The organism is Burkholderia sp. BCC1996 (genome assembly GCF_905339955.1).
GTDB lineage: Bacteria > Pseudomonadota > Gammaproteobacteria > Burkholderiales > Burkholderiaceae > Burkholderia.
The window spans coordinates 112,174-133,354 of sequence record NZ_CAJPHM010000015.1 but is presented as its reverse complement, the minus strand read 5'-3'; the positions used below and the strand labels follow the sequence as shown (position 1 = coordinate 133,354).

General features: G+C 67.4%; 17 protein-coding genes. 6 read left to right on the top strand and 11 right to left on the bottom strand.

The features are described from left to right. Positions 1–22: 22 nt before the first annotated feature. Genes mauD through U4Z64_RS22285 form a run of 3 tightly spaced genes read right to left on the bottom strand, consistent with a single transcriptional unit; the run spans position 23 to position 2,377 of the window. Entirely contained in the window at positions 23–658 is a 636-nt protein-coding gene (gene mauD / locus U4Z64_RS22295; protein WP_124666908.1) for a methylamine dehydrogenase accessory protein MauD, read from the bottom strand. Beyond that, positions 655–1,212 (bottom strand): MauE/DoxX family redox-associated membrane protein, encoded by a 558-nt coding sequence (locus U4Z64_RS22290; RefSeq protein WP_321821105.1) that lies wholly within the window; start codon positions 1,210–1,212, stop codon positions 655–657. Before U4Z64_RS22290 ends, mauD begins: the two co-directional genes overlap by 4 nt. A gap of 7 nt (positions 1,213–1,219) precedes the next feature. Next, positions 1,220–2,377: an amine dehydrogenase large subunit gene (locus U4Z64_RS22285; RefSeq protein ID WP_321821104.1), complete on the bottom strand. Its 1,158-nt coding sequence runs from the start codon at positions 2,375–2,377 to the stop codon at positions 1,220–1,222. A 241-nt stretch (positions 2,378–2,618) separates the two neighbouring features. Here U4Z64_RS22285 and U4Z64_RS22280 point away from each other — a divergent pair, with 241 nt between their 5' ends. From U4Z64_RS22280 to U4Z64_RS22260, 5 genes are all read left to right on the top strand, one after another. After that, the gene (locus U4Z64_RS22280) at positions 2,619–3,581 is read left to right on the top strand and encodes a helix-turn-helix domain-containing protein (RefSeq protein ID WP_321821103.1); all 963 of its coding nucleotides are present in this window, start codon (positions 2,619–2,621) and stop codon (positions 3,579–3,581) included. A 131-nt stretch (positions 3,582–3,712) separates the two neighbouring features. Further along, positions 3,713–4,657 carry a GlxA family transcriptional regulator gene (locus U4Z64_RS22275; RefSeq protein ID WP_044847758.1) on the top strand — a complete coding sequence of 315 codons (945 nt, stop codon included), beginning with the start codon at positions 3,713–3,715 and terminating at the stop codon, positions 4,655–4,657. A gap of 479 nt (positions 4,658–5,136) precedes the next feature. Next, positions 5,137–6,849 (top strand): M36 family metallopeptidase, encoded by a 1,713-nt coding sequence (locus tag U4Z64_RS22270; RefSeq protein WP_321821102.1) that lies wholly within the window; start codon positions 5,137–5,139, stop codon positions 6,847–6,849. Positions 6,850–6,925: 76 nt separating this feature from the next. Further along, complete coding sequence (locus U4Z64_RS22265) at positions 6,926–8,179, top strand: M20/M25/M40 family metallo-hydrolase (protein WP_321821101.1); 1,254 nt, start codon at positions 6,926–6,928, stop codon at positions 8,177–8,179. Positions 8,180–8,289: 110 nt separating this feature from the next. Continuing rightward, complete coding sequence (locus U4Z64_RS22260; RefSeq protein WP_044847755.1) at positions 8,290–8,658, top strand: YbjQ family protein; 369 nt, start codon at positions 8,290–8,292, stop codon at positions 8,656–8,658. Between the two features lie 18 nt (positions 8,659–8,676). On the opposite strand, the gene U4Z64_RS22255 is transcribed toward U4Z64_RS22260, so the two are convergent. The 8 genes from U4Z64_RS22255 to betC form a co-directional block, all read right to left on the bottom strand. Continuing rightward, entirely contained in the window at positions 8,677–9,387 is a 711-nt protein-coding gene (locus U4Z64_RS22255; protein ID WP_321821100.1) for a PepSY-associated TM helix domain-containing protein, read from the bottom strand. Then, positions 9,384–10,067: a Fe2+-dependent dioxygenase gene (locus U4Z64_RS22250; protein ID WP_124492195.1), complete on the bottom strand. Its 684-nt coding sequence runs from the start codon at positions 10,065–10,067 to the stop codon at positions 9,384–9,386. The genes U4Z64_RS22255 and U4Z64_RS22250 overlap by 4 nt, the downstream gene beginning before the upstream one ends. A gap of 46 nt (positions 10,068–10,113) precedes the next feature. After that, positions 10,114–12,309 carry a TonB-dependent siderophore receptor gene (locus U4Z64_RS22245; RefSeq protein ID WP_321821099.1) on the bottom strand — a complete coding sequence of 732 codons (2,196 nt, stop codon included), beginning with the start codon at positions 12,307–12,309 and terminating at the stop codon, positions 10,114–10,116. A gap of 587 nt (positions 12,310–12,896) precedes the next feature. After that, complete coding sequence (locus U4Z64_RS22240) at positions 12,897–14,147, bottom strand: MFS transporter (RefSeq protein WP_321821098.1); 1,251 nt, start codon at positions 14,145–14,147, stop codon at positions 12,897–12,899. Between the two features lie 374 nt (positions 14,148–14,521). Continuing rightward, on the bottom strand, positions 14,522–15,406 hold the full coding sequence (locus U4Z64_RS22235; protein WP_321821097.1) for a patatin-like phospholipase family protein: 885 nt from the start codon (positions 15,404–15,406) through the stop codon (positions 14,522–14,524). Positions 15,407–15,630: 224 nt separating this feature from the next. Further along, positions 15,631–16,770, bottom strand: a complete 1,140-nt coding sequence (locus U4Z64_RS22230) for a porin (protein ID WP_321821096.1) — start codon at positions 16,768–16,770, stop codon at positions 15,631–15,633. A gap of 256 nt (positions 16,771–17,026) precedes the next feature. Next, positions 17,027–17,998, bottom strand: a complete 972-nt coding sequence (gene choX / locus U4Z64_RS22225) for a choline ABC transporter substrate-binding protein (protein WP_044844350.1) — start codon at positions 17,996–17,998, stop codon at positions 17,027–17,029. Between the two features lie 43 nt (positions 17,999–18,041). Next, positions 18,042–19,577, bottom strand: coding sequence for a choline-sulfatase (gene betC, locus U4Z64_RS22220; protein ID WP_321821095.1), 1,536 nt, complete (start codon positions 19,575–19,577; stop codon positions 18,042–18,044). A 202-nt stretch (positions 19,578–19,779) separates the two neighbouring features. Here betC and U4Z64_RS22215 point away from each other — a divergent pair, with 202 nt between their 5' ends. Continuing rightward, the gene (locus tag U4Z64_RS22215; RefSeq protein ID WP_082088476.1) at positions 19,780–20,706 is read left to right on the top strand and encodes a choline sulfate utilization transcriptional regulator; all 927 of its coding nucleotides are present in this window, start codon (positions 19,780–19,782) and stop codon (positions 20,704–20,706) included. Positions 20,707–21,181 lie beyond the last annotated feature (475 nt).

The window sequence follows — 21,181 nt, the reverse complement described above, 5'->3', positions numbered from 1 at the left end:
ACGTTGAAGGAAGGTCGGCCGATCACGCGTGCTGCGCGTGCTCTTGATGGCCGTCGTGGTCGTGATCGCCGTGCACGAACTGCTGCAGCGATGCGACGCCACGCTCTTTCGCTTCGAACAGGCTCTCGAGATGCTCGCGCGTATTGACGAGCCCCTTCGCCCGCACGGTGCCGGTGTCGTCGAGCAGCACCGCGTACGGCAGCTTGCCGATCTGGTACGCGAGGCCGAGCTCCTGCGACAGCACGTACGGGAAGCGCGCGAGGTCGTGCTTCTGCGCGAAGCGCGTGTGTTCGTCGGGATCGCCGTCGCTCGCGAGCACGATGTTCACCGGCGTCGACTCGCTCGCCTGCAGCGACGGCAGCAGCGGCAGCAGCTTCTTGCAGACCGGGCACGTCGGCGACAGGAAGAACAGCAGCGTCGCCTTGCCCGCTGCGTCGATGCCGCCGACCTTCACCTGCGAGCCGCGAATGTCGGTCAGCTCGAAGGCGGGCGCGATCGCGCCGACCGCCGGCCCCTTGTCGATCATCAGTGCGCCGGCCGGCATGATGCGTTCGTACAGGATGCCGATCTGGCGCACGAGCGCGAGGCAGATCGCGCCGAGCGCGAGCACGGCGACCCACAGCAAGGCGGTGGAAACGGTGAGAGCGGTTTGCATCATGAATTCCTCAGGTGGGAAAGGCGCGGTACGTTGGCGAGCAGCACGTCGACGGTGAGCAGCGCGCAGACGATCAGCAGCACGGAAGAGAACAGCGTCAGGTAGTCGAACCACACGACCGCACGGCTGCCCGGCTCGACGAGCGCGGTCGTGGCCAGCACGACGAGCAGCAGCACGCGCGCGACATGCAGCCAGCCGATGCCGCGCGGCGCATCCGTGCGCGCGGCATCGGCAAAACCGGAACAGCCGCAGTCGATGTCGGTGTGGCCGCGCAGGATGTTGATCGTCATGCCGGCCGCGAACACGAGCAGCAATGCGATCAGGCCGAGCGCGCCGGTCATGCGTGTATCGGGAAACAGCAGCGCCGCGGCGCAGACGGCTTCGGCAAGCGGAATCGCGAACGCGGCGGGCGCGGTGAGCGCATCCGGCAGCAGGCGATAGCCGGCGAGCGCCTGCCGGAACGCCCCGGGCCGGCGCATCTTCGCGAAGGCGCCGAGCAACACGACGACGGCCGCGCCGGCCTGCGCGCTGGTGGCGAGTACGGGATCGAGCGTCATCGCGGCCTCACGGATTCACGAGCAGCGTCGGCGTACTGCCGATCTGCTTCTCGACGTGCTGCAGCTTGCCGCTGTGCGCGTCCATCACGACGAGATCGGACGTGCCCGTCAGCCCGTAGAACAGCGGCTTGTCATCCTCGCTGACCTGGATCGACACGAGCGGATCGACCTTCTGCTGCGCGAGATCCCAGCGCGCGACGCGCTGTTTCGTCTTCAGGTCGTAGATCCACACCTGCGTGCCGGGATCCTTGTGCGTGCCGTCGCCACCCTTGTGCATCAGCACGTAATAACGGTTCTGCCTGACCTGCACGGCCGTCTGCTGCATGCCGCCCGGGCGCCAGCCTTCGGCGCGCTCGGCGTCGGTCAGCAGCGACCACGACTTGCCGAACGCGGGCCTGGCGCCGCTGAAATCGGCGCTGCGCACGTTGCCGTGATACGTCGTGAACAGATAGCCGCCCTGGTAGCGCGACGCGTTGATGAAGGCCGGATCGTTGTCGACGTCGATGAATGCATCGGACATCGTGCGCTTCACCTCCTTGCCGTTCGCGTCGAGCGTGACCGTGAGCGCCTTGCCGCTTTCGCACAGCGCGGTGAAGCGGTCGTTCCCCGACGGATACGCAAGCACGCATGCCGCGGTGTCGATCTCGGACAGCACCTGCTTCGACACCGCGTCGATCACCGTCACCGACGCGGCCGGCGTGATGTTCGCGACGTACAGCCGCTTGCCGTCCGCGCTGAACGCGGTGTTGTACGGCGACGGCACGTGCTGCCCGTGCTTCGCCGGAATCACGATCTCTCCGGTGTGATCGAGCGTCGTGTTGTCGGTCATCTCGACGACGTCGGTGCGCGTGCCGTGCGAGCCGCGCGAGAAATAGGTCGTCGCGATGAAGCTCGTCTTGTGGTCGGGCGAAATCGCGAGGCCGGGCGCGAAGCCGCCGTCGATCTGGCCGAGCAGCTTCTTCGCGTCGGCGTCGTACACGAAGATGCGCCCGTCGGTCATCGTCGGCATCGCGATGTCCACGACGTACACCGCGTGCGGATGCCACGGCGGCATCTTCTGCACGACCAGTTCCTCGGGCTTTTCCGTCGCGTCCGCGCTGCCGGCCCACGCCGCCGCGAACGCCAGCGTCGCCGCGAAAGCCGCGGTGCGTCGCCTTGTTCTCATGTCGCCTCCAGTTGGGATTCAGGTAATGTGGGGCGACTGTAGTTCGACAATAAATCGGTTCAGCACCCGGACCGGCAACGCGTGCGTGCCGATTCGGGATATTGGAAAACCGCCTGAAAGGCACCTGCGGCGCGCCCCATCCGACCCCGCCAGAACCCCTGCCGGAATAGCGCTCATCCGTATTGCACCGACCGCCCGGTCGGTTTAATCTTGCGCGGTCCGAACGACCGCCGGAGGCGCCGTGCTCGTGTTTCACCAGATGTTCGACGACGCAGACCGGCATGCCGAGGCGCTGCGCGGCTGGGATCAGCGTTACGACCAGATCGGCTGCGGCTCGTATCGCAGCACGGTCAAGCACGTGGAGCTCGACGGCGTGCAATTGTTCCAGGAAGCGGCGAACGTGCGCGTCATCCAGCGCGGGCGCCTGCCGGCCGGCCATACGGTGTTCGGAATGCCGCTCACCGGCTCGGGCACCTTCGCCTTCGGCGATGCGCGCATCGAGCGCGGCACGATCGTGATGGCGCGCGGCGGCTCGCCGTTCGAACTGCATTCACCCGACGACATGTCGCTGATCGGCGTGGTCGTCGACGCCGAGCTGATGCAGCAGATCGAGGATGCCGCCGACGTCCGGGTCGACGAGCGCGCGCTGCGGCGCGGCGTCGTCGACGTGCCGGTCGCCGCACGCGAACGCGCAAGCCTGCAGTTCGCGACACTGCTCGAACGCGTGCTGTCGGCACCCGCCACGTTCGATGCGGCGCGTGCGCAGTCCGAGTTGCGTGGCGAGGTCGCCAACGTGCTCGTCGATCTCCTGACCTACCGGATGCCCGAGCCGCCGCACCGCCTCACGCATGCGTGCCACGCCGACATCGTGCGGCGCGTGCATGACTACGTGATCGAGCACCCGGAAGCGCCCGTCGACATCCTGAGCCTGTGCACGCAGCTGCGCGTGAGCCGGCGCACGATGCAGAACAGCTTCCAGTCGGTCGTGCAGACCGGTCCGCTGAACTACACGCGCTCGCTGCGCCTCGCGCAGGTGCGACGCCTGCTGCTCGACACGCGGCAGTCGGACCTGCCGATCAGCGAGGCGGCCGCGCGCTGGGGCTTCATCCATCTCGGGCATTTCGCGAACGCGTACAGGGCCCAGTTCGGCGAACTGCCCTCGACGACGGCGCGCCGGACGGTGCGCGGCGCAAAAACGCGCTGAGCGCCGGCAAAAACCGCGATAATCGTGTGCTGAACGTTCGGCTCCCGTGAGCCGGGCGCTGTGCGCGCGGGCCTGCCCGCTCGCCGCGCCGCGCAGTACGTGACGACCACCCGCTTCCACCCCACGCCCCGATGCCAGAGGATTTCCACTTCCTGTTGCTGCCCGGCTTCTCCGCGCTCGGCTTCATGTCGGCGGTCGAACCGCTGCGCGTCGCGAACCGCTTTCGCACCGAGCTGTACCGCTGGCACGTGATCAGCGCGGACGGCACGCCCGTCGCCGCGAGCAACGGCATTCCGGTCGCGGCCGAAGCCGCGTACGCGGACGTCGCGCAGGTCGAGACGGTGTTCGTCGTCGCCGGCTTCGATCCGCTCGTGTGCTACGACCGTGCGCTCGCGGACTGGCTGCGCCGCCAGAACCGGCACGGCGCGACGCTCGGCGGCATCGACACCGGCAGCTTCGTGCTCGCGGAAGCCGGGCTGTTCGACGCGTCGCAAACGCTCACACTGCACTGGGAAGCGCTCGCCGCGTTCCGCGAGCGCTACCCGGGCCTGAACGCGACGCAGGAACTGTTCGAGATCGACGACCGGCGCATCACCTGCGCGGGCGGCACCGCGTCGATCGACATGATGCTCGACCTGATCGGCCGGCGGCATGGCGCCGATCTCGCGGCGGCCATCTCCGAACAGTTCGTCGTGAGCCGCATCCGGCAACGCTCGGACAGCCAGCGGCTCGAGATTGCCGCGCGCTATGGCGTGCACAACCGCAAGCTGATCCAGGTGATCGACACGATGCAGCGGCACATGGAAACCCCGCTCGGCTCCGATGCGCTCGCGCAGGACGTGGCGATCACGCGGCGCCAGCTCGAACGGCTGTTCAGCGCGACGCTGAACGACACGCCGACGCGCTTCTACCTGAACCTGCGCCTCGATCGCGCACGCGAGTTGCTGCAGCAGACCGACATGAGCATCACGTCGGTGTGCGTTGCGTGCGGCTTCGAATCGCCGTCGCATTTCTCGCGCACGTATCGCTCGCGTTTCGGCGTGAGCCCGCGCAGCGACCGCCGCGCGACGCGCTGAACGGCGCCGCTTTTGCGTACAATCCCGCGCGCCATTGCACGCGCCGGCAGCGTTTCCGGCCATTCGCTCAACAATGCCGCCGATTGATCGACGGACCGAAGCGGCCTTCGAAAATAAATTGCAAAGTTGCCGAAAATATTCTGTAACATACCTCGCAATTAGATAGGCAGCCCTAAGGAGATGAGAGCCCGGGCCCGACGCACGTCGCGCCACGCAGGCTGCCAGACCGATATCAATGCCGATCCGAGGGGTATGACATGACGATGCTCGCTTCACCGTCGCCGCACCTGCCTGCCGTTCGCTTCCCCGCCGCCATTGCGTTCCGATTCGTTTCGACCTGACGCTTAGTTATCCTCAGTCAGTCGAATCTCCGAGCACCGCTTCGCCGCACCGGTTCCATCGAGCCGGCGCGCGATCCGTGTCGTGCCTGCTCGCCACGAGCGCGCGGGCGTGTCCAACCGTTGAGATGAGGATCACCCATGCAGACATCACGCAAAGCATTGCCGCTCGCCCTGGGTCTCGCGCTCGGTTTCGGCATCGTCGGCGGTAGCGCGGCCGATACCAAGGTCGCGAACCCGCAGGCGTCGAGCCTGCGCGAAAGCCTGACGCGCGGCGTGGCACCGGCCGCGGCCAAGGCCGATACCGCCGCCGGGCAGTTCCGCGCCGACGGCGTCGCCGTCACGCTGTACAACCCCGCCTATCGCGCGAACAAGGCGGCCGCCACACCCGCGGCCGCCGCGCGCGATTTCGTCGCGTCGCAGGCGACGCAGCTCGGGCTCGACCCGGCCGCACTCGCGAGCCTCGCGGTGACGTCGGAGCGCAGCGATGCCGATTTCACCGTCGTGCGATTCCAGCAGCAGGCGGCCGGACTGCCCGTGTACGGCAGCGACATCGCGGTGACGGTCGCGAAGGACGGCCGCATCCTGTACGTCGCGAGCAACACGATCAACGGCGTGGCCGTCACCGCGCGCAAGACACAGGCGGTCGACCAGCAGCAGGCGCTCGACCGCGCCCGCGCGTATCTCGGCGTCAGCGGCTTCACGAACCTCGACGCACAGCGCGTCGCGTTCGTCGACAAGGCCGGCACGCATACCGCATGGAAGGTACGCGGCCGCCCGCAGGACGGCCCGAAGGGCGACTGGGAACTGCTGATCGACGCGGACAGCGGCGAAGTGCTGCGCGCCGAGGACAAGGCGTTCTATGCGACCGACGGCACCGGCTTCGTATTCCGGCCCGATCCGCTTTCGTCGACGAAGAGCAGCTACGGCAGCACGGGCTACAAGGACGGCAACGACGCCGATTCCACCCAGCTCACGGCCGCGCGCGTGCGCGTGACGCTGAAGGATCTCGCGCAGTCGAACTCGCGCTACGTGCTGTCGGGCCCGTATGCGTCGTGCGTCGACTTCGATGCGCCGCGCGACAACGCGTGCCCGGCGCAGGCGACGCCGACGTTCGAGTTCACGCGTGGCAACCTGTATTTCGAGGCGGTGAACACGTACTACCACATCGACACGTTCCTCCGTTACGTGAACCAGACGCTCGGCATCAAGGCGCTGCCCTACCAGTACACGGGCGGCGTGCAGTACGACCCGCACGGCGAATCGGGCGACGACAACTCGTCGTACTCGTCGAGCAGCGGCCGGCTGACCTTCGGCCAGGGCGGCGTCGACGACGCGGAAGATGCCGACGTCGTGATCCACGAGCTCGGCCACGGCATCCACGACTGGGTGACCAACGGCGGCCTGTCGCAGCAGGAAGGCCTGTCGGAAGGCACGGGCGACTATCTCGCCGCCGCGTACAGCCGCGACTTCAATCAATGGAGCCCGTCCGACGCGCAATATCACTGGGTCTACAACTGGGACGGCCACAACGAATACTGGGGCGGCCGCGTGACGAACTGGAACGTCGGGCGCACCTACGCGCAGGCACGCGGTGCCGAGATCCACACGGCCGGCCAGTACTGGGCGTCGTGCAACCTCGTCGCGCGCGACGCGATCGGCGCGCAGGCGATGGACAAGGCCTTCCTGAAAGGGCTGTCGATGACCAACAGCTCGACGAACCAGAAGGCCGCCGCCCAGGCGGTGCTGACGGCCGCCGCCGCGCTCGGCTACAGCAGCGCGCAACTCGCGGCGATCGGCAATGCATACAACAAGAGCTGCACGTACGGCGTGACCGTGCCGCAGAAGTCGTAATTCCGCAGCAGGCGGGGGCGCCGCACGACCTGCGCGCGCCCTCTTCCTCGACATCGCCATCCTCACGAGATCGAACATGCCTACTCTGACATTGACCCGCCTGAGCGCCGCGCTGGGCGGCATGCTGCTGACCGCCGCCGCGCACGCGACGCCGGTGTGGATCACGCTCGGCGACACCGCGTTCCGCCAGCTTCAACGCATCGATGCGAGCGCAACCGCGCAGTACAGCACGGCGGTCGACGCCGGCAAGACGGCCGACGGCGCCGTGCGCCGCGAAACCGTGCATATCGTCGAGATCGACGATTCACGACTCGGCGAACTCGCCCACGCGGTCCACCACGTGCGCGGCCATGGGCCCGGCTACATCGTGCACGACTCGTTCGACGACGCACGGCAGGCATTGCAGCCGGTACCCGCGGCACTCGCGAAACAGGCGGCCGTGCCCGCCTACCCGGTATCGAACGCGCCGCAGATCAAGACCTGGATCCAGCAACTGCAGGCCAGCAACATCGTCGGCACGATCACGTCGCTGTCCGGCTTCACGAACCGCTACTACACGACGTCGCACGGCGTCGCCGCGTCGGACTGGCTCGCGCTGCAGTGGCGGCAGCTGGCCGGCTCGCGCACCGATATCGCCGTCGAGCAGTTCACGCATGCCGGCTTTCCGCAGAAGTCCGTGATCCTGACGATCCGCGGCAGCGATCCGGCCGCGGGCACGATCGTGCTGGGCGGCCACCTCGATTCGACGGTCGGCCGCACGACGGAAAACACGCGCTCACCCGGCGCCGACGACGATGCGTCCGGTATCGCCAGCCTGACCGAAGCGCTGCGCGTGCTGCTCGCGAACGGCTACCGGCCGAAACGGACGATCAAGTTCGTCGGCTACGCGGCCGAGGAAGCCGGCCTGCTCGGGTCGAAGGCGATCGCGAAGCAGTTCCGCACGCAGAACGCGAACGTGGTCGGCGTGCTGCAGCTCGACATGACGAACTACCAGGGCGATCCGAAAGACATCTACCTGATCACCGACTACACGAACGCCGCGCAGAACACCTACCTGACGAACCTCGCGAAGACCTACCTGCCCGAGCTCGCGATCGGCACGTCGCAATGCGGCTATGCGTGCTCGGATCACGCGTCGTGGCATGCGCAAGGCTATCCGGCGTCGTTCCCGTTCGAGGCCGACCAGAACGACAGTCCCTATATCCATACCGCGAACGACACGCTGGAGAATTCGGACCGGCAGGCGAACCACGCGCTGAAGTTCGGCAAGCTGGCGCTTGCGTATGCGGTCGATCTCGGCGGCGAAGGCAGCACGACCGTCAAGCGCTGACCGGCTCGAGCCGCCCGGGCGGGCGCGTGCATCATGCGCGCCCGGTCGAGCGCGTTGCCCGTTCCGGATAGAATCGTCGTTCGATCACTTCCGCACCACGGTGCTCCGCCATGACCGATTTCTCCCGCTCCGTCGACGCCCTCTCGCCCGAGCACGTCACGACCGCATTCGATTTGCCCGGCCACACGATCGTCCGCTCGCTCGGCGTCGCACAGGGCATCATCGTGCGTTCGCGCTCGATCGTCGGCTCGTTCGGCGCGGCGCTGCAAACCATCTTCGGCGGCAACATCACGCTCTATACGTCGCTGTGCGAGAAGGCGCGCCAGCAGGCGTTCGACAAGATGCTCGCCGACGCGCGCAAGCTCGGCGCGAACGCGATCGTCGCGATGCGCTACGACTCGACCGAGATCGGGTCGGGCGTCACGGAAGTCATCTGCTACGGCACGGCCGTACAGGTCGCGCGCGACGCCGGCGTCTGACCGTCAGCCGTTATGCGCTTATGCGCCGGCCGCACACACGATCGCGACGATCGAGCCGATCACGAGCACCACGCCGATCGTCTTGCGCTTGTTCAGCTCCGTCCACAACAGCACGCCGGTGAGCGACAGCAGGACCAGCGCGCCCGCGAGCGTATCGACGAGCAGCACCCAGCCGATGCTCGTCCCGACGCCCTTGTGCAGGTTCGTCAGCCACGCGAGCGTGCCGTTGCCGGTACGCTTGAGCGTCATCGTGTCGCTGCCGATCCAGTAGTCGACCGCGACGTTTTCATGCGGCGACGCGAACACGAGTTGCCAGTGCTCCGGCTGCACGGTTTCGCGGTCGCCCCATGCGACCGGATGCGCGGGCTCCTTCTGCACACGGCCCATGCGTTCGGGCAGATGCAGATCCGGTTGCGCACGCAGCCATTGCTCGAGCGCGCGCGGTGACGCGGGCCGCGGATCGGGCACGCCGAGCCGCAACGTCTCGACGCGCGGCGCGCCGGTCTGGATGCGCAGCGGCGGCGCACGATGATTCAGCAGGAAGCCCGTCGTGCCGAACAGCAGCCCGAGCGCGGCCCCCCACAGGCCGACCCAGCCGTGCACCTTGCGCAGCCATTTGATGAAGGTGCCGCGGCGCGAACGCGCGCCGCCGGAGCCGGCCGGGCGCACGCCCGGCGCGATGCGCGACGCGGATGCCGCGTCGATGTCGACGGGATCGGCAACGCTCACGTCTCGCTCCAGATTCTCAGAAGATTGTGGTAGCAGCCGACCAGGCTGCGGCACGCCTGCGTATCGGCGCCGCCGGCGTTGAGCCGCTGGATCGCCGTGTCCATGTCGAACAGCAGCGCCCGCTGTGCATCGCTGCGCACGAGGCTCTGCACCCAGAAGAAACTCGCGACGCGCACGCCGCGCGTGACCGGCGTGACCTGGTGCAGGCTCGTCGCCGGATAGACGATCATGTCGCCCGCGGGCAGCTTGACCTGTTGCACGCCATACGCGTCCTCGATCACGAGTTCGCCGCCGTCGTATTCGTCCGGCGCGGACAGGAACAGCGTGACCGACACGTCGGTGCGCAGCTTCACGCCGTTCGGCAGCACGCGCACCGCGCCGTCCACGTGACTGCCGAACGTCATCCCGCCTTCGTAGCGGTTGAAGAGCGGCGGATAGACCTGGTTCGGCAGCGCCGCGCTGATGAACAGCGGATTGCGCTCGACCGCAGCGAGGATCGCGTCGCCCAGTTCGCGCGCAATCGGCGCATGCTCGGCGATCTGCTGGTTGCGCTTGACCGGCGCGCCCGTGTAGCCGGCCGTCGCGCGGCCGTCGACCCACGCGTCGCCCGCCTGGTCGAGCCGGTCACGCACCGTGCGCACCTGCTCGGGTGTCAGCACGTTCGGGATGTGTACAAGCATCGTTCCACCTTTTTCATCGAATGACGCGGCGATCGCACGCGTGCGGTCAGAACCGGTAGTCGAGCGTCGCGAGGAACGTGCGTCCGACGCCCGGCACCGCGCGGCCGCCGTCCGACTGGATCAGCGCATCGTAATAGAACTTGTCGGTCAGGTTCAGCAGGTTCAGGCGCAGGTCCCACTGCTTCGCGTGATACGCGGCCGTTGCATCCCAGCGCGTATAGCCGCCCACCTGCACGTAGTTCGTGTTCGCCGCGTAGCGACCCGACATGTAGGTCGGACCGCCGCCGATTTCCCAGTGCGGCGTGAACGCATACGTGGTCCACAGCGTGAACGTGTTGCGCGGCGTATTCGCGAGCGTCTTGCCCTGGGTGCCGTCGAGCGCGCTCAGGATCACGCCGTTCATGTACGTATAGCTGCCGAACACCTGCCACTTCGGCGTGATGTGGCCCGTCACGCTCGCCTGGAAGCCACGCACGCGAATGTCGCCCTCGAGCAGGTATTCACCCGTCGACGTCAGCGTGCGCGCGTTGCTCTTCTCCTGCTGGAACAGCGCCGACGTAACCGACAGGTTGTCGTTCAGCAGATCCCACTTGGCGCCGACCTCGTACGACTTCGTGTGTTCCGGCGACAGGTTCTGCGTGTTGTTCGTGACCGTCAGCGTCTCGAGCGACGGGTTGAACGACGTGCCGTACGAGAAGTAGTACGACTGCGATTCGGTCGGCTGGTAGATCACGCCGGCCCGCACGCTCGTGAAATAGTTCGTCTGCGACGCGTAGCCCGGCGCGCTCACCGTGTTCGCGAGATGCGCCTGGAAGCGATCCCAGCGCAGCCCGCTGACGAATTTCCAGTCGCGGCCGATCGATACCGTGTCATTCATGTACGCGGCGAGCGTCGTCGCGCCCGATTCAGCGTGATTGGCCGGCGTCTGCGTCGCGTTGGACGCGCTCGACGACAGATAGGCCGGATTGATCAACGACAGGATCGGCAGGCCGCTGCGCGTGTACGCCTGGTTCGTGTAGCTGTCGTGCCCGACCTCGACGCCCGCGATCAGGTCGTGCTTCACGAAGCCCGTGTCGAACTTGAAATGCGCCATCGTGTCGTTGTCGACCGAATGGTTTTCGATCACGCGATCGTGACTCGCGAGCTTCACGTACAGCGCAGACATCGGCAACGACGTGTAGTTGCCGTTCGCGAGCGCGGTGCTCGACGCGAGCGGCCCGGTCAGTACCGCGTTCGCGGCCGTCTCGCGCGCGTCGGTCATCGAGTGCGAGAACGACGTGCGGTTGCTGATCGTCAGCGCGTCGTTGACGCGATGATCGATGCGCGCGGACACCGTCTGCACGTCCTGGATCGTGCGGTCGTCGGTGAGGCCGTAGAACGTGTGCTTCGACACCGGCGCCGGGTGGCCGTCGACCGCGAGCACGCCGTAGTCCGGCATGTCGTAGTTGTGCTGGATCAGCGCGGACAGCGTGATCTCCGTCGGCGTGCCGATGCCGAAGCGCAGCTCCGGCGCGATTCCGTAGTCCTTGTTCTTCATCACGTCGCGCGTCGAGCCGAGCGACTGGCCGAACGCGTTGATGCGGAACGCGGAGGTCTCGCCGAGCGGCCGGTTCAGGTCGACGCTCGTGCGGTAGTGATCGTCGGTGCCGAGCGTCGTCGACACTTCCGCGGACGGCTTCAGGTTCGCCTTCTTCGACACCTGGTTGATCACGCCGCCCGTCGAGCCGCGCCCGAACAGCATCGACGACGGGCCGTACAGCACCTCGACCGAATCGAGATCGAACGTGTCGCGGTAGTACTGGTTACGGTCGCGGAAGCCGTCGAGATAGATGTCGTTCTGCGCGGTGAAGCCGCGCAGGTTGATGTTGTTGCCGATCTGCCCGCCTTCCGCGCCGCCGATCGTGATGCCCGGCGCATTGCGCAGCGCGTCCTGGAACGACGTGAGCCCCTGCGATTCCAGCAGCGCCTTGTTGATCACCGTGACCGACTGCGGAATGTCGCGCAGCGCGGTGGGGGTTTTCGCGCCGACGCTCGAACGCTCGGCCTGGAAATCCTGATGCACGGCCTGCCCCGCCACGTTGACCGTCGGCAGCGTGTCGCTCGCGGCCGGCGTCGCACTGCCCGGTTTCGCGGTGACGGCCGGCGCCGATTCGGCGCTCGTGCCCTGCGCGAATGCAGGCGAAGCGATAGGCAAAGCAAAGGCCAGCGCGAGCGCACTCGCGAACGGGGTCTTGTTCGGCATGAAAATCCAGTCGGAATTTGAAACCGCCCCGCGTGGACGCGCGGCGACGCGCGCACGAGGCACGGATACGCTGGCTCGCTGGCCGCCGACGATCAGACCGACGGCGACACTAGCTGGCTACGGTTGACGAGTGACCGGCAGCGCAGTCGTCGCCGCGGTCATGAAAATGAGAATCGGTATCATTCCAGATATTTCTATTCGTTTCAATTGATACCCGCTTCATCATACGAAAGCACGATGTTTCGAAAAATTACGGAAAGTTATACGTAATTATATGAATGGTTTTTGTAATTGATCGAGATATTCAGTCTGACAAATTCAGCGCTGGAGGCCTTGTGCAGCAAGGCACTGAAGTATCGGCACCTTTTCGGATTCCCTCCCCGGCGGGCAGGATGATGCGCACCGCTTTCAGCAGCGATTACCTCGCATTGCGCGAAACGACAGCGCCGGATCTATTGTTCAGATGATTATCCGGGTCGAATTCCGTCGGGAGTTCGATTGAAACAAGAAAGCAATTTGAAATGCAATTGCGGTGAATGAGGCCGGTTTCCCGTGAACGGCAAACGCATCGCCCCTATGGCGTCGACTCAATGATCGCGCTCCAGCGACGTCATGTTCCGCAAGGTCGGGAACAACCGCATCCATGTCAGCGCGACGGCGATCGTCGCCGCGCCGCCGACGACGATCGCCGCCGGCGCACCCCACCACGCAGCCGTCACGCCGGATTCGAATTCGCCGAGCTGGTTCGACGTACCGATGAACAGCGAGTTGACCGCGCTCACGCGGCCGAGCATGTCGTCGGGCGTGCGCAGTTGCACGAGCGACAGGCGCACGACGACGCTCACCACGTCCGATGCGCCGAGCGCCGCCAGCGCGACGAGCGACACCACGAAATTGCGTGACAGCCCGAACACGATCGTCGCGATGCCGAACGCGATCACGCCGCCGAACATCGCGCGGCCCGGCCGCCCTTTCAGCGGAAAGCGCGTGAGCCACAGCGTGCCCGCGAGCGCGCCGACCGCCGGCGCCGCGCGCAACGCGCCGAGCCCCCACGGGCCGACCTGCAGGATGTCGCGCGCGTAGATCGGCAGCAGCGCGGTCGCGCCGCCGAACAGCACCGCGAACAGGTCGAGCGACAGCGCGCCGAGGATCGCCGGTTCGCGCCGGATGAACGCGATGCCGGAAAACACCGACCGCAGCGTGACCGGTTCGCGCGCCGGCGGCGCACTGCGCAGCGGAATCGTGCCGCTCAGGATGGCCGCGATCGCGAACGCCACGACGCTCGTGCCGAACGCCGCGGGCGCGCCGACGCCATACAGCACCCCGCCGAACGCGGGCCCGAGAATCTGCGCGGCCTGGTTCGCGGACGTCGACAGCGCGGTCGCGCGCGGCAGGTCGCCGCGCGGCACGACGGCCGGCAGCAGCGACGACACCGACGGCGATTCGAACGCCCGCGCGGTGCCGACGATCGCGGCCAGCGCATACACGCCCGGGGCGGTGAGCCCGCCTTGCGCCGCGCCGAACAGGAATACGCCGGCGGCCAGCGCCTCGACGCCCTGGCAGATCGTCGCGATGCGCCGGCGGTCGTAGCGGTCGGCCACCTGCCCGACGACGAGCGTCAGCGCGAACATCGGCACGAACTGCGCAAGCCCGACGAGCCCGAGCGCGAACGCGCTGTGCGTGAGCGCATAGACGTACCAGCCGATCGCGACCGACAGGATCTGGAAAGCGAGCGACGACATCACGCGCGTGCCCCAGAAGCGCTGGAACGGTGTGTGGCGGAACAGGTTGACGGGTAACGGCGACGGCGAAGTGGATTCGGGTAACGGGGTGGTCATCGGCGAGACGTCGTGGAGGGAAGACCGGCGATCGCCGATACGCGATGCGGCCAAAGCGCGATGATAGCTTCAACCGCCGAAACCTTGCCGGATGGCTATCGGATGCCGATGCTGATTCGGCCGCCATGGCACGCACCGCGCGGCACAATGCAATGCCGAACCGCGCCGCATCGCGCAAAAATGTCTTTAGCCGATTTCCGGGTAGAGAGGGCCGGCGTTCTGCGTTCTGCGTTCTGCGTTCTGCGTTCTGCGTTCTGCGTTCTGCGTTCTGCGTTCTGCGTTCTGCGTTCTGCGTTCTGCGTTCTGCGTTCTGCGTTCTGCGTTCTGCGTTCTGCGTTCTGCGTTCATGAGTTTGTACGCGGCGCGGGCAACCTTCAATGCGACAGCGCCGCGGCGTGATCGTGCTCGCGCAGCTGGCCGGGAATCGCGCACTGCGCGAGCCCGCCCGCATCGATCCATGCGCGCGTGCGTTCCGCGGCCCTGTCGATCAGTTGCGCGCACTGCGAGTAATCGTATGACGACACCTCGAGCGGACAGAGCGGCGGCACGACATGGATTTGCGCGCGTGCCGCGTACAGCTCCAGATCGCGCACCAGTTGCCGCGCGATCACGAGCGTCAGCGCGTGCGTCGCGTGCGCGATCGCGCTGCGCGGCGGTACGCGCAACGCACAGGCGAACCCGGCCGGCAGCACGACGATCCGCCTGGCGCCGAGCGCGATCGCAACCGAGATCGGCGTATTGTTCGCGACGCCGCCGTCGACGAGCTCCACGTCGCCGATGCGAACCGACGGAAACACGCCGGGAATCGCCGCGCTGGCTTGCACGGCATCCACGACCGGGCCGGCGGACAGCACGACCTCCTCGCCGCTCAGCACGTCGGTCGCGACGATGTGGAGCGGCAACGCGGCCTGCTCGATCCGCCGGTACGGCAGGTTCGTTTCCAGCAGCACGCGCAGCGCATCGGCCTCGACCAGATGCGGCCGGTTGCGCAGCAGCATCGCGAAGAGGCTGCGCATTGAAAACGGCATGACGTCCTGGCGGCGGATCCTGCACCACAGCGCGGCGAGCATCGCGACGCCATCCGCATCCGGCCGGCCGGCGAAATAGGCGGCATTGATCGCGCCCGCCGACGCGCCGACGACGCAATCGGCCCGTTCGCCGCTCGCCACCAGCTCGCGGAGCATGCCGACCTCGATCGCGCCGAGACTGCCGCCACCGGCGAACACGAAGGCGGTTGTGGGAGTGGGATCGGAAGTCACGGTGCGTCCTCCAGCGGTTGGCTGCGACAGTGCTTTCTCCATGATGGATCGTGCGGCGCCCCGGATGTCCTGATGAAAACCCTGCCGGCCCGCGACCCCGGCGGTTCGGTGACGTGCCCGCCGCGTTCCCCGGCATGCAGCGATGAACAAAAAAAAAGCGCGAACCACGGTTCGCGCCAAAGAGAGACCTCGCTGAAGACGTCGAAAAAACTACCTCACCCTGCTCAGAACGAATGCCGCATCCCGATCCGCACGTCGGCCTGCGTCTGCGTCGTCGACGGCGTAAAGCTGTAGCCGACCACCGCATCGACGCCCTGCGACGCGCGCAGGTAATCGCCGGAGATGTACACATCGGTGCGCTTGGACAGCAGGTAGTGCAGGCCGGCCGTGCCCTGGTTCCAGTGGTGGCCTTCGAAGCGCGTGTGCTGGTAGCCCGCGATCAGGCTCAGCGCCGGCGTGAACTGGTACAAGCCGCCGCCTTCATACACCTGCATGTGCGACGACTGGCCGAAACCCTTGATCGTCGTGTACGAGAAGTTCGCGTCGAGCGTCAGCTTGCCGATCGTGTAGCTCGTGCCGACGCCGAACGTGCCTTGGCTGTCGACGTCCATCGCGGTGTTCGCGAACAGGTCGGTGCGCGCGCCGGTCGCCGGATCGACGGTCACGGTCTGCTGGCCGAGGAACGTATGCGTGCCGATCATCGCGTACGGGTCGAACGCGTAGATGCCGTTCGGGTTGTTCAGGCGCGTGTACGCGGCGCCGATCGAGAAGTCGCCCTTCGTGTAGCTCGCGCCCGCGCTCCATGCGCTGTTGCGGTGGAAGTTGCCGGCGACGTTGCCGAACGAATACATCGCGCCGAACTTGACGCCGTTCAGGTCGTTCGACAGGAACTTGACGGAGTTCGGCAGGCGGTCGCCGTTGAAGCGGTCGAAGTCGCCCTGGTGGATCGCGTAGCCGCTGCCCCATGCCGAGATGTTGTAGATCGACACGAGTTCGTTGGTGATGTCGAGCTGGTTGCCGAACGACAGCGTGCCCCAATCGTTCTGGAGACCGACATAAGCCTGCCGCCCGAACTCCGCCCCGCCGAAGCCGAGCTGGCCGTTGCCGAGGTGGAAACCGCTCTCGAGCGCGAACACGGCCTTCAGGCCGCCGCCGAGATCTTCCGTGCCTTTCAGGCCGAAGCGGTTCCCGTACGACACGCCGTCATCGAACTTGACCACGTGCGAACCGCCCGTGTTGTTCACGTACGTGATGCCCGCGTCGAGAATCCCGTACAGCGTCACGCTGCTCTGCGCGTGGCCGATGGCGGGAATACAGGCCGCGCATGCCAGCGCGACTGCTACGGCAACTTTCTTTTGCTTCATTGTCGACCACCCTCCCTGAACCCTTCGATGGAAAGAACCGTGGCCTGGCGCGCACAGCAATACGCCGGCTGATTCGAATTCGGTACGTCCGCTGGCTTCGGCATTTCGTTTTCCGCAATAACGCAGCCATTGGCGAAAAATACAAACCCATATTTCAGGTCACCCGTCTGAAGGCGACACCAAATGGTCTCGATGCGACCGTTCGGGAAAACACGGAGGCGGGCGGCGCGGCGAAAAACCGGCCGCCCGGAGGCGGTCAGCGGGCGTCGAGGGCCGCGCGCACGGCCGGCAACGCGGGGGCGCCGGCCGCCGTGGTGACGCCGTCGAGCCACGCTTCGACGAGCGCTGGATCGGCCTTCAGCGCATGCTGCGCGGCGAGCGCGGGCGACGTCTTGTGGTCGAGCATATCGGCGATCATCCGGTTCTCGACGTCGACGGAGAACGTCATCTGCCTGAACAGCCGCGCGAGGTTCGCGCACTGGCCGGCAAAGCCCGCGCGCGTGACCGTGTTGACCGTCGCGCCGCCATAGTTCGGGCCGAAATACGCGTCGCCGCCCGACAGGTAGGTCAGGTTGAACTTCGTGTTCATCAGGTGCGGCTCCCACGCGAGAAAGACGATCCAGCGCTTGTCGCGCACCGCGCGCTCGACCTGCGTGAGCATCCCCGTCTCGCTCGATTCGACGAGCGACCAGTTCGCCGCGCCGAGCGCATGGTCGGACAGCATCCGCTTGATGTTCTGGTTCGCGGGCGCGCCGGGCTCGATCCCGTAGATCTTGTCGCCGAAGCGGTCCGCGTAGCGCGCGAGATCGGCGAACGTGTGCACGCCGGCCGCCGCGACGTAGTCGGGCACGGCCAGCGTGAACTTCGCGCCGTTCAGGTTCGCGTGCAGCACGTCGATCGACTTCTCGTCGACGAACGGCTTCACGAGCGGCGCCTGCGCGGGCATCCAGTTGCCGAGGAACACGTCGACCTGCCCTTTCTTTAAGCCCTGGTAAGTGATCGGCACCGACAGGTTCGCGACGTCCTGCCGATAGCCGAGCGCCTTCAGCACGACACCGGCCATCGCGTTCGTCGCGTCGATGTCGGTCCAGCCGGGCGCCGCCATCTTCACGTCGCGGCACGTCTGCGGGTCGGCGGCGCGCGCGGGCTGCTGCATCGCCACCACGCACGCGGCCGCGGCGAGCGCGGTGCCCAGGCTCCGGATTGCTGCATTGCATTGCCGTTTCATGATTCGCTTCCTCCGTCGTTCGTCAATGTCCGCTGCGGCCCGTTCAGCGCCCGACGCGCGGAAAGCGCGCCATCGCTTCGAGCGTGTCGAGTTCGATGTGATTGCGCATGTAGCGCTGGCTCGCGTCGGTGAACGGCTGCCAGTCCCACGCCTGGATGCGGCCCTGCGTCGTCGCCGCGTAATGGAAGCGGCGCCGCCGCTGGCTCGCGCGCACCTGCGCGTCGAGTTCCGGCAGGTTCCAGCGGCGCGCGGCCTCCTCGCGGAATGCGGCGAGCACGCCGTCAGCTTCCGGCAGGCCGGCCAGGTTCGTGCGCTCGCGCGGATCGTCGGCGAGGTTGTAGAGCTGGTCGGGATCGGCCGGGCAATGCACGTATTTCCAGTCGCCGCGGCGGATCATCACGACCGGCGCAACCGCCCCTTCCGCGAGGTATTCGCCGAGCGCGACGTCATGCGCGGGCGCGCCTCGCAGATGCGGCACGAGGCTCGCGCCGTCGACCGGGTCCGGCCAGCCGCCGGCCGGCGCCGCGCCGGCGAGGTCGACGAGCGTCGGCAGCAAATCGACGTGCGACACCGGCCCGCGCACGCGCGCGGCACCGAAGCGGCCCGGCGCGTGGACGATCAGCGGCACGCGGCAGCCACCTTCGAAGAACGTCATCTTGTACCAGAGTCCGCGCTCGCCGAGCATGTCGCCGTGGTCGGACGTGACGATCACGATCGTGTCGTCGGCGAAGCCGCATTGCTCGAGCGCGGCCAGCACGCTGCCGAATTGCGCGTCGACATAGGACGTCGCGCCGTAGTACGCGCGGCGCGCGGCACGGATCTGCGCGTCGGTCGGCGGCGTGCGGTCGTTTTCGCAGACGAAGCGCAGCCGCTGCGAATGCGGATCGCTCTGCTGCGCATCGAGCCGCACGGCCGGCATGTCGATCTCGTCGTCGCGGTACAGATCCCAGTATTCGCGCGTGATCGCGTACGGATCGTGCGGATGCGTGAGCGACACGACCATGCAGAACGGCCGCGCGTCATGACCGGCCGCGCGCTCGCGCGCAACGTCGTACAGCTTCTGCTTCGCCGCGAACGTGACCTCGTCGTCGAAGTCGAGCTGGTTCGTGCGCACGCACGGGCCGGCCTCGAGCACCGAACTCATGTTGTGATACCAGCTCGGCCGCTCGGTCGGGCGGTCCCAGTCGGGCACCCAGCCGAAATCGGCCGGATAGATGTCGGTCGTGAGCCGCTCCTCGAAGCCGTGCAGCTGGTCGGGTCCGCAGAAATGCATCTTGCCGGACAGCATCGTGCGGTAGCCGCCCGCGCGCAGGTAGTGCGCGAAGGTCAGCGTTTGCGCCGGCAATTCGGCGGCGTTATCGTAGGCGCCGATACCCGACGGCAGCTTGCCGGTCAGCAGCGAGAAGCGCGACGGCGCGCACAGCGGGCTCGCGCAATACGCGGCGTCGAACACCACGCCTTGCGCAGCGATCCGGTCGAGCGTCGGCGTGCGCGCGACGCGGTTGCCGTAAGCCGGCAACGCGAACGGCGTCAGCTGGTCGGCCATCAGGATCAGGATGTTGGGAGTCGGGTTCGTCATCGGCGGTCTTGGGGAAATCGGTGTTCGAATGGAGCGGCGCGACGCTCGGGCGGCGACACGGCCGGCATGACGGACGCAGCCTGAAGAAAGTGCCGCGCGCACCGGTCGTGACTGGCTAGAATCGCGGAAGGCTTGGCGCGGCGCCGTGCCGTCCGAAGCACTATCCCCCGCCCGAATTCGCGCGGGAAGGCGTCCGGCCCTTATGAGGCCATTAGAGAGACTTATGTCGAAATCCGAACCGTTACCGTCGATGCAGGCGCTGCGCGCGTTCGAATCGGCCGCCCGTCTCCAGAGCTTCACGGCCGCCGCGCGCGAGCTCGGCTCGACGCAACCGGCCGTGAGCCAGCAGGTGTTCCAGCTCGAAGCGGAACTCGGCGTGCCGCTGTTCGAGCGCAGCCCGCGCGGCGTCACGCTGACGAGCGACGGCCAGTGCCTGTACGAAGCCGTGCGGCTGAGCCTCGACACGCTGCGCGGCGCCACCGCGACGCTGCGCGCGCGCCGCGAGCACGGCGCGCTCACGATCGTCACGGATTTCGGTTTCGCGACCTACTGGCTGATGCCGCGCCTCTCCGGCCTGAAGCGTGTGATGCCGGACGTCGACGTGCGGGTCGTCACCTCGCAGGATTACGACGCGCAGCGCGACCACGCCGACATCGCGGTTCTGTTCGGCGACGGCCACTGGCCGTCGTGCACGGCCGCGCGGCTCTTTCCCGAATCGGTCACGCCCGTCTGCTCGCCGGCATTTCGCGCCGCGCACGCGCACGTCGCGCGGCCCGAGCACCTGCAGGCGCTGCCGCTGCTGCACGTGCAGGCGACGCGCCCCGAACGCTGGCTGTCGTGGGCCGGCTGGTTCGACGCGCACGGCCTCGACGCGCCGGCCGCCGCGCGCGGCGTGACCTTCAACAGCTATGCACTGGTGATCCACGCGGCGCTGCTCGGCGACGGCGTCGCGCTCGGCTGGTCGCCGCTCGTCGACGAGCTCGTCGCGTCCGGGCAGCTCGTGAAGCTCGTCGACGCACCCGTCGTCACGTCGCGCGGCTACTTCCTCGTGCGGCCGCCGCAGCGGCCCGAGCCGGACGCGACACATGTGTTCCGGCGCTGGCTGCTGGATGCGTGCGCGCCGGCTTGAGCGGGCGGCTGGATGCGTGCGCGCCGGCTTGAGCGGGCGGCTGGCCGGCGGAGCGCTGCCTGACGCTTGCTGGAGCGGCTGCGGCTGTCCCATCTGACGCGCGCTGGACTGGCTGCGCCTGCCCCACCTGACGTCCGATGGAGCGGCTATGCCTGCACCGCCTGACACCCGCTGGAGCCGCTACGACTGCGCCGCCTGACGCTCGCCGGACCGGCTGCGGCTGCACCGCCTGACGCTCGCTGGACCGGCTACGGCTGCACCGCCTGACGCTCGCTGGACCGGCTACGGCTGCACCGCCTGACGCTCGCTGGACCGGCTACGGCTGCACCGCCTGACGCTCGCTGGACCAGCCGCGCCCGCCCCGCCCGACACCCCGCCCAGCGTCCCCAAAACCCCCGCCTCAAACCTCGCCACCGCCCCGCCGCGCTGGCGCGCCGATACCAGCCACACGGCGGGTTGGTTCTATCCGCGCCCG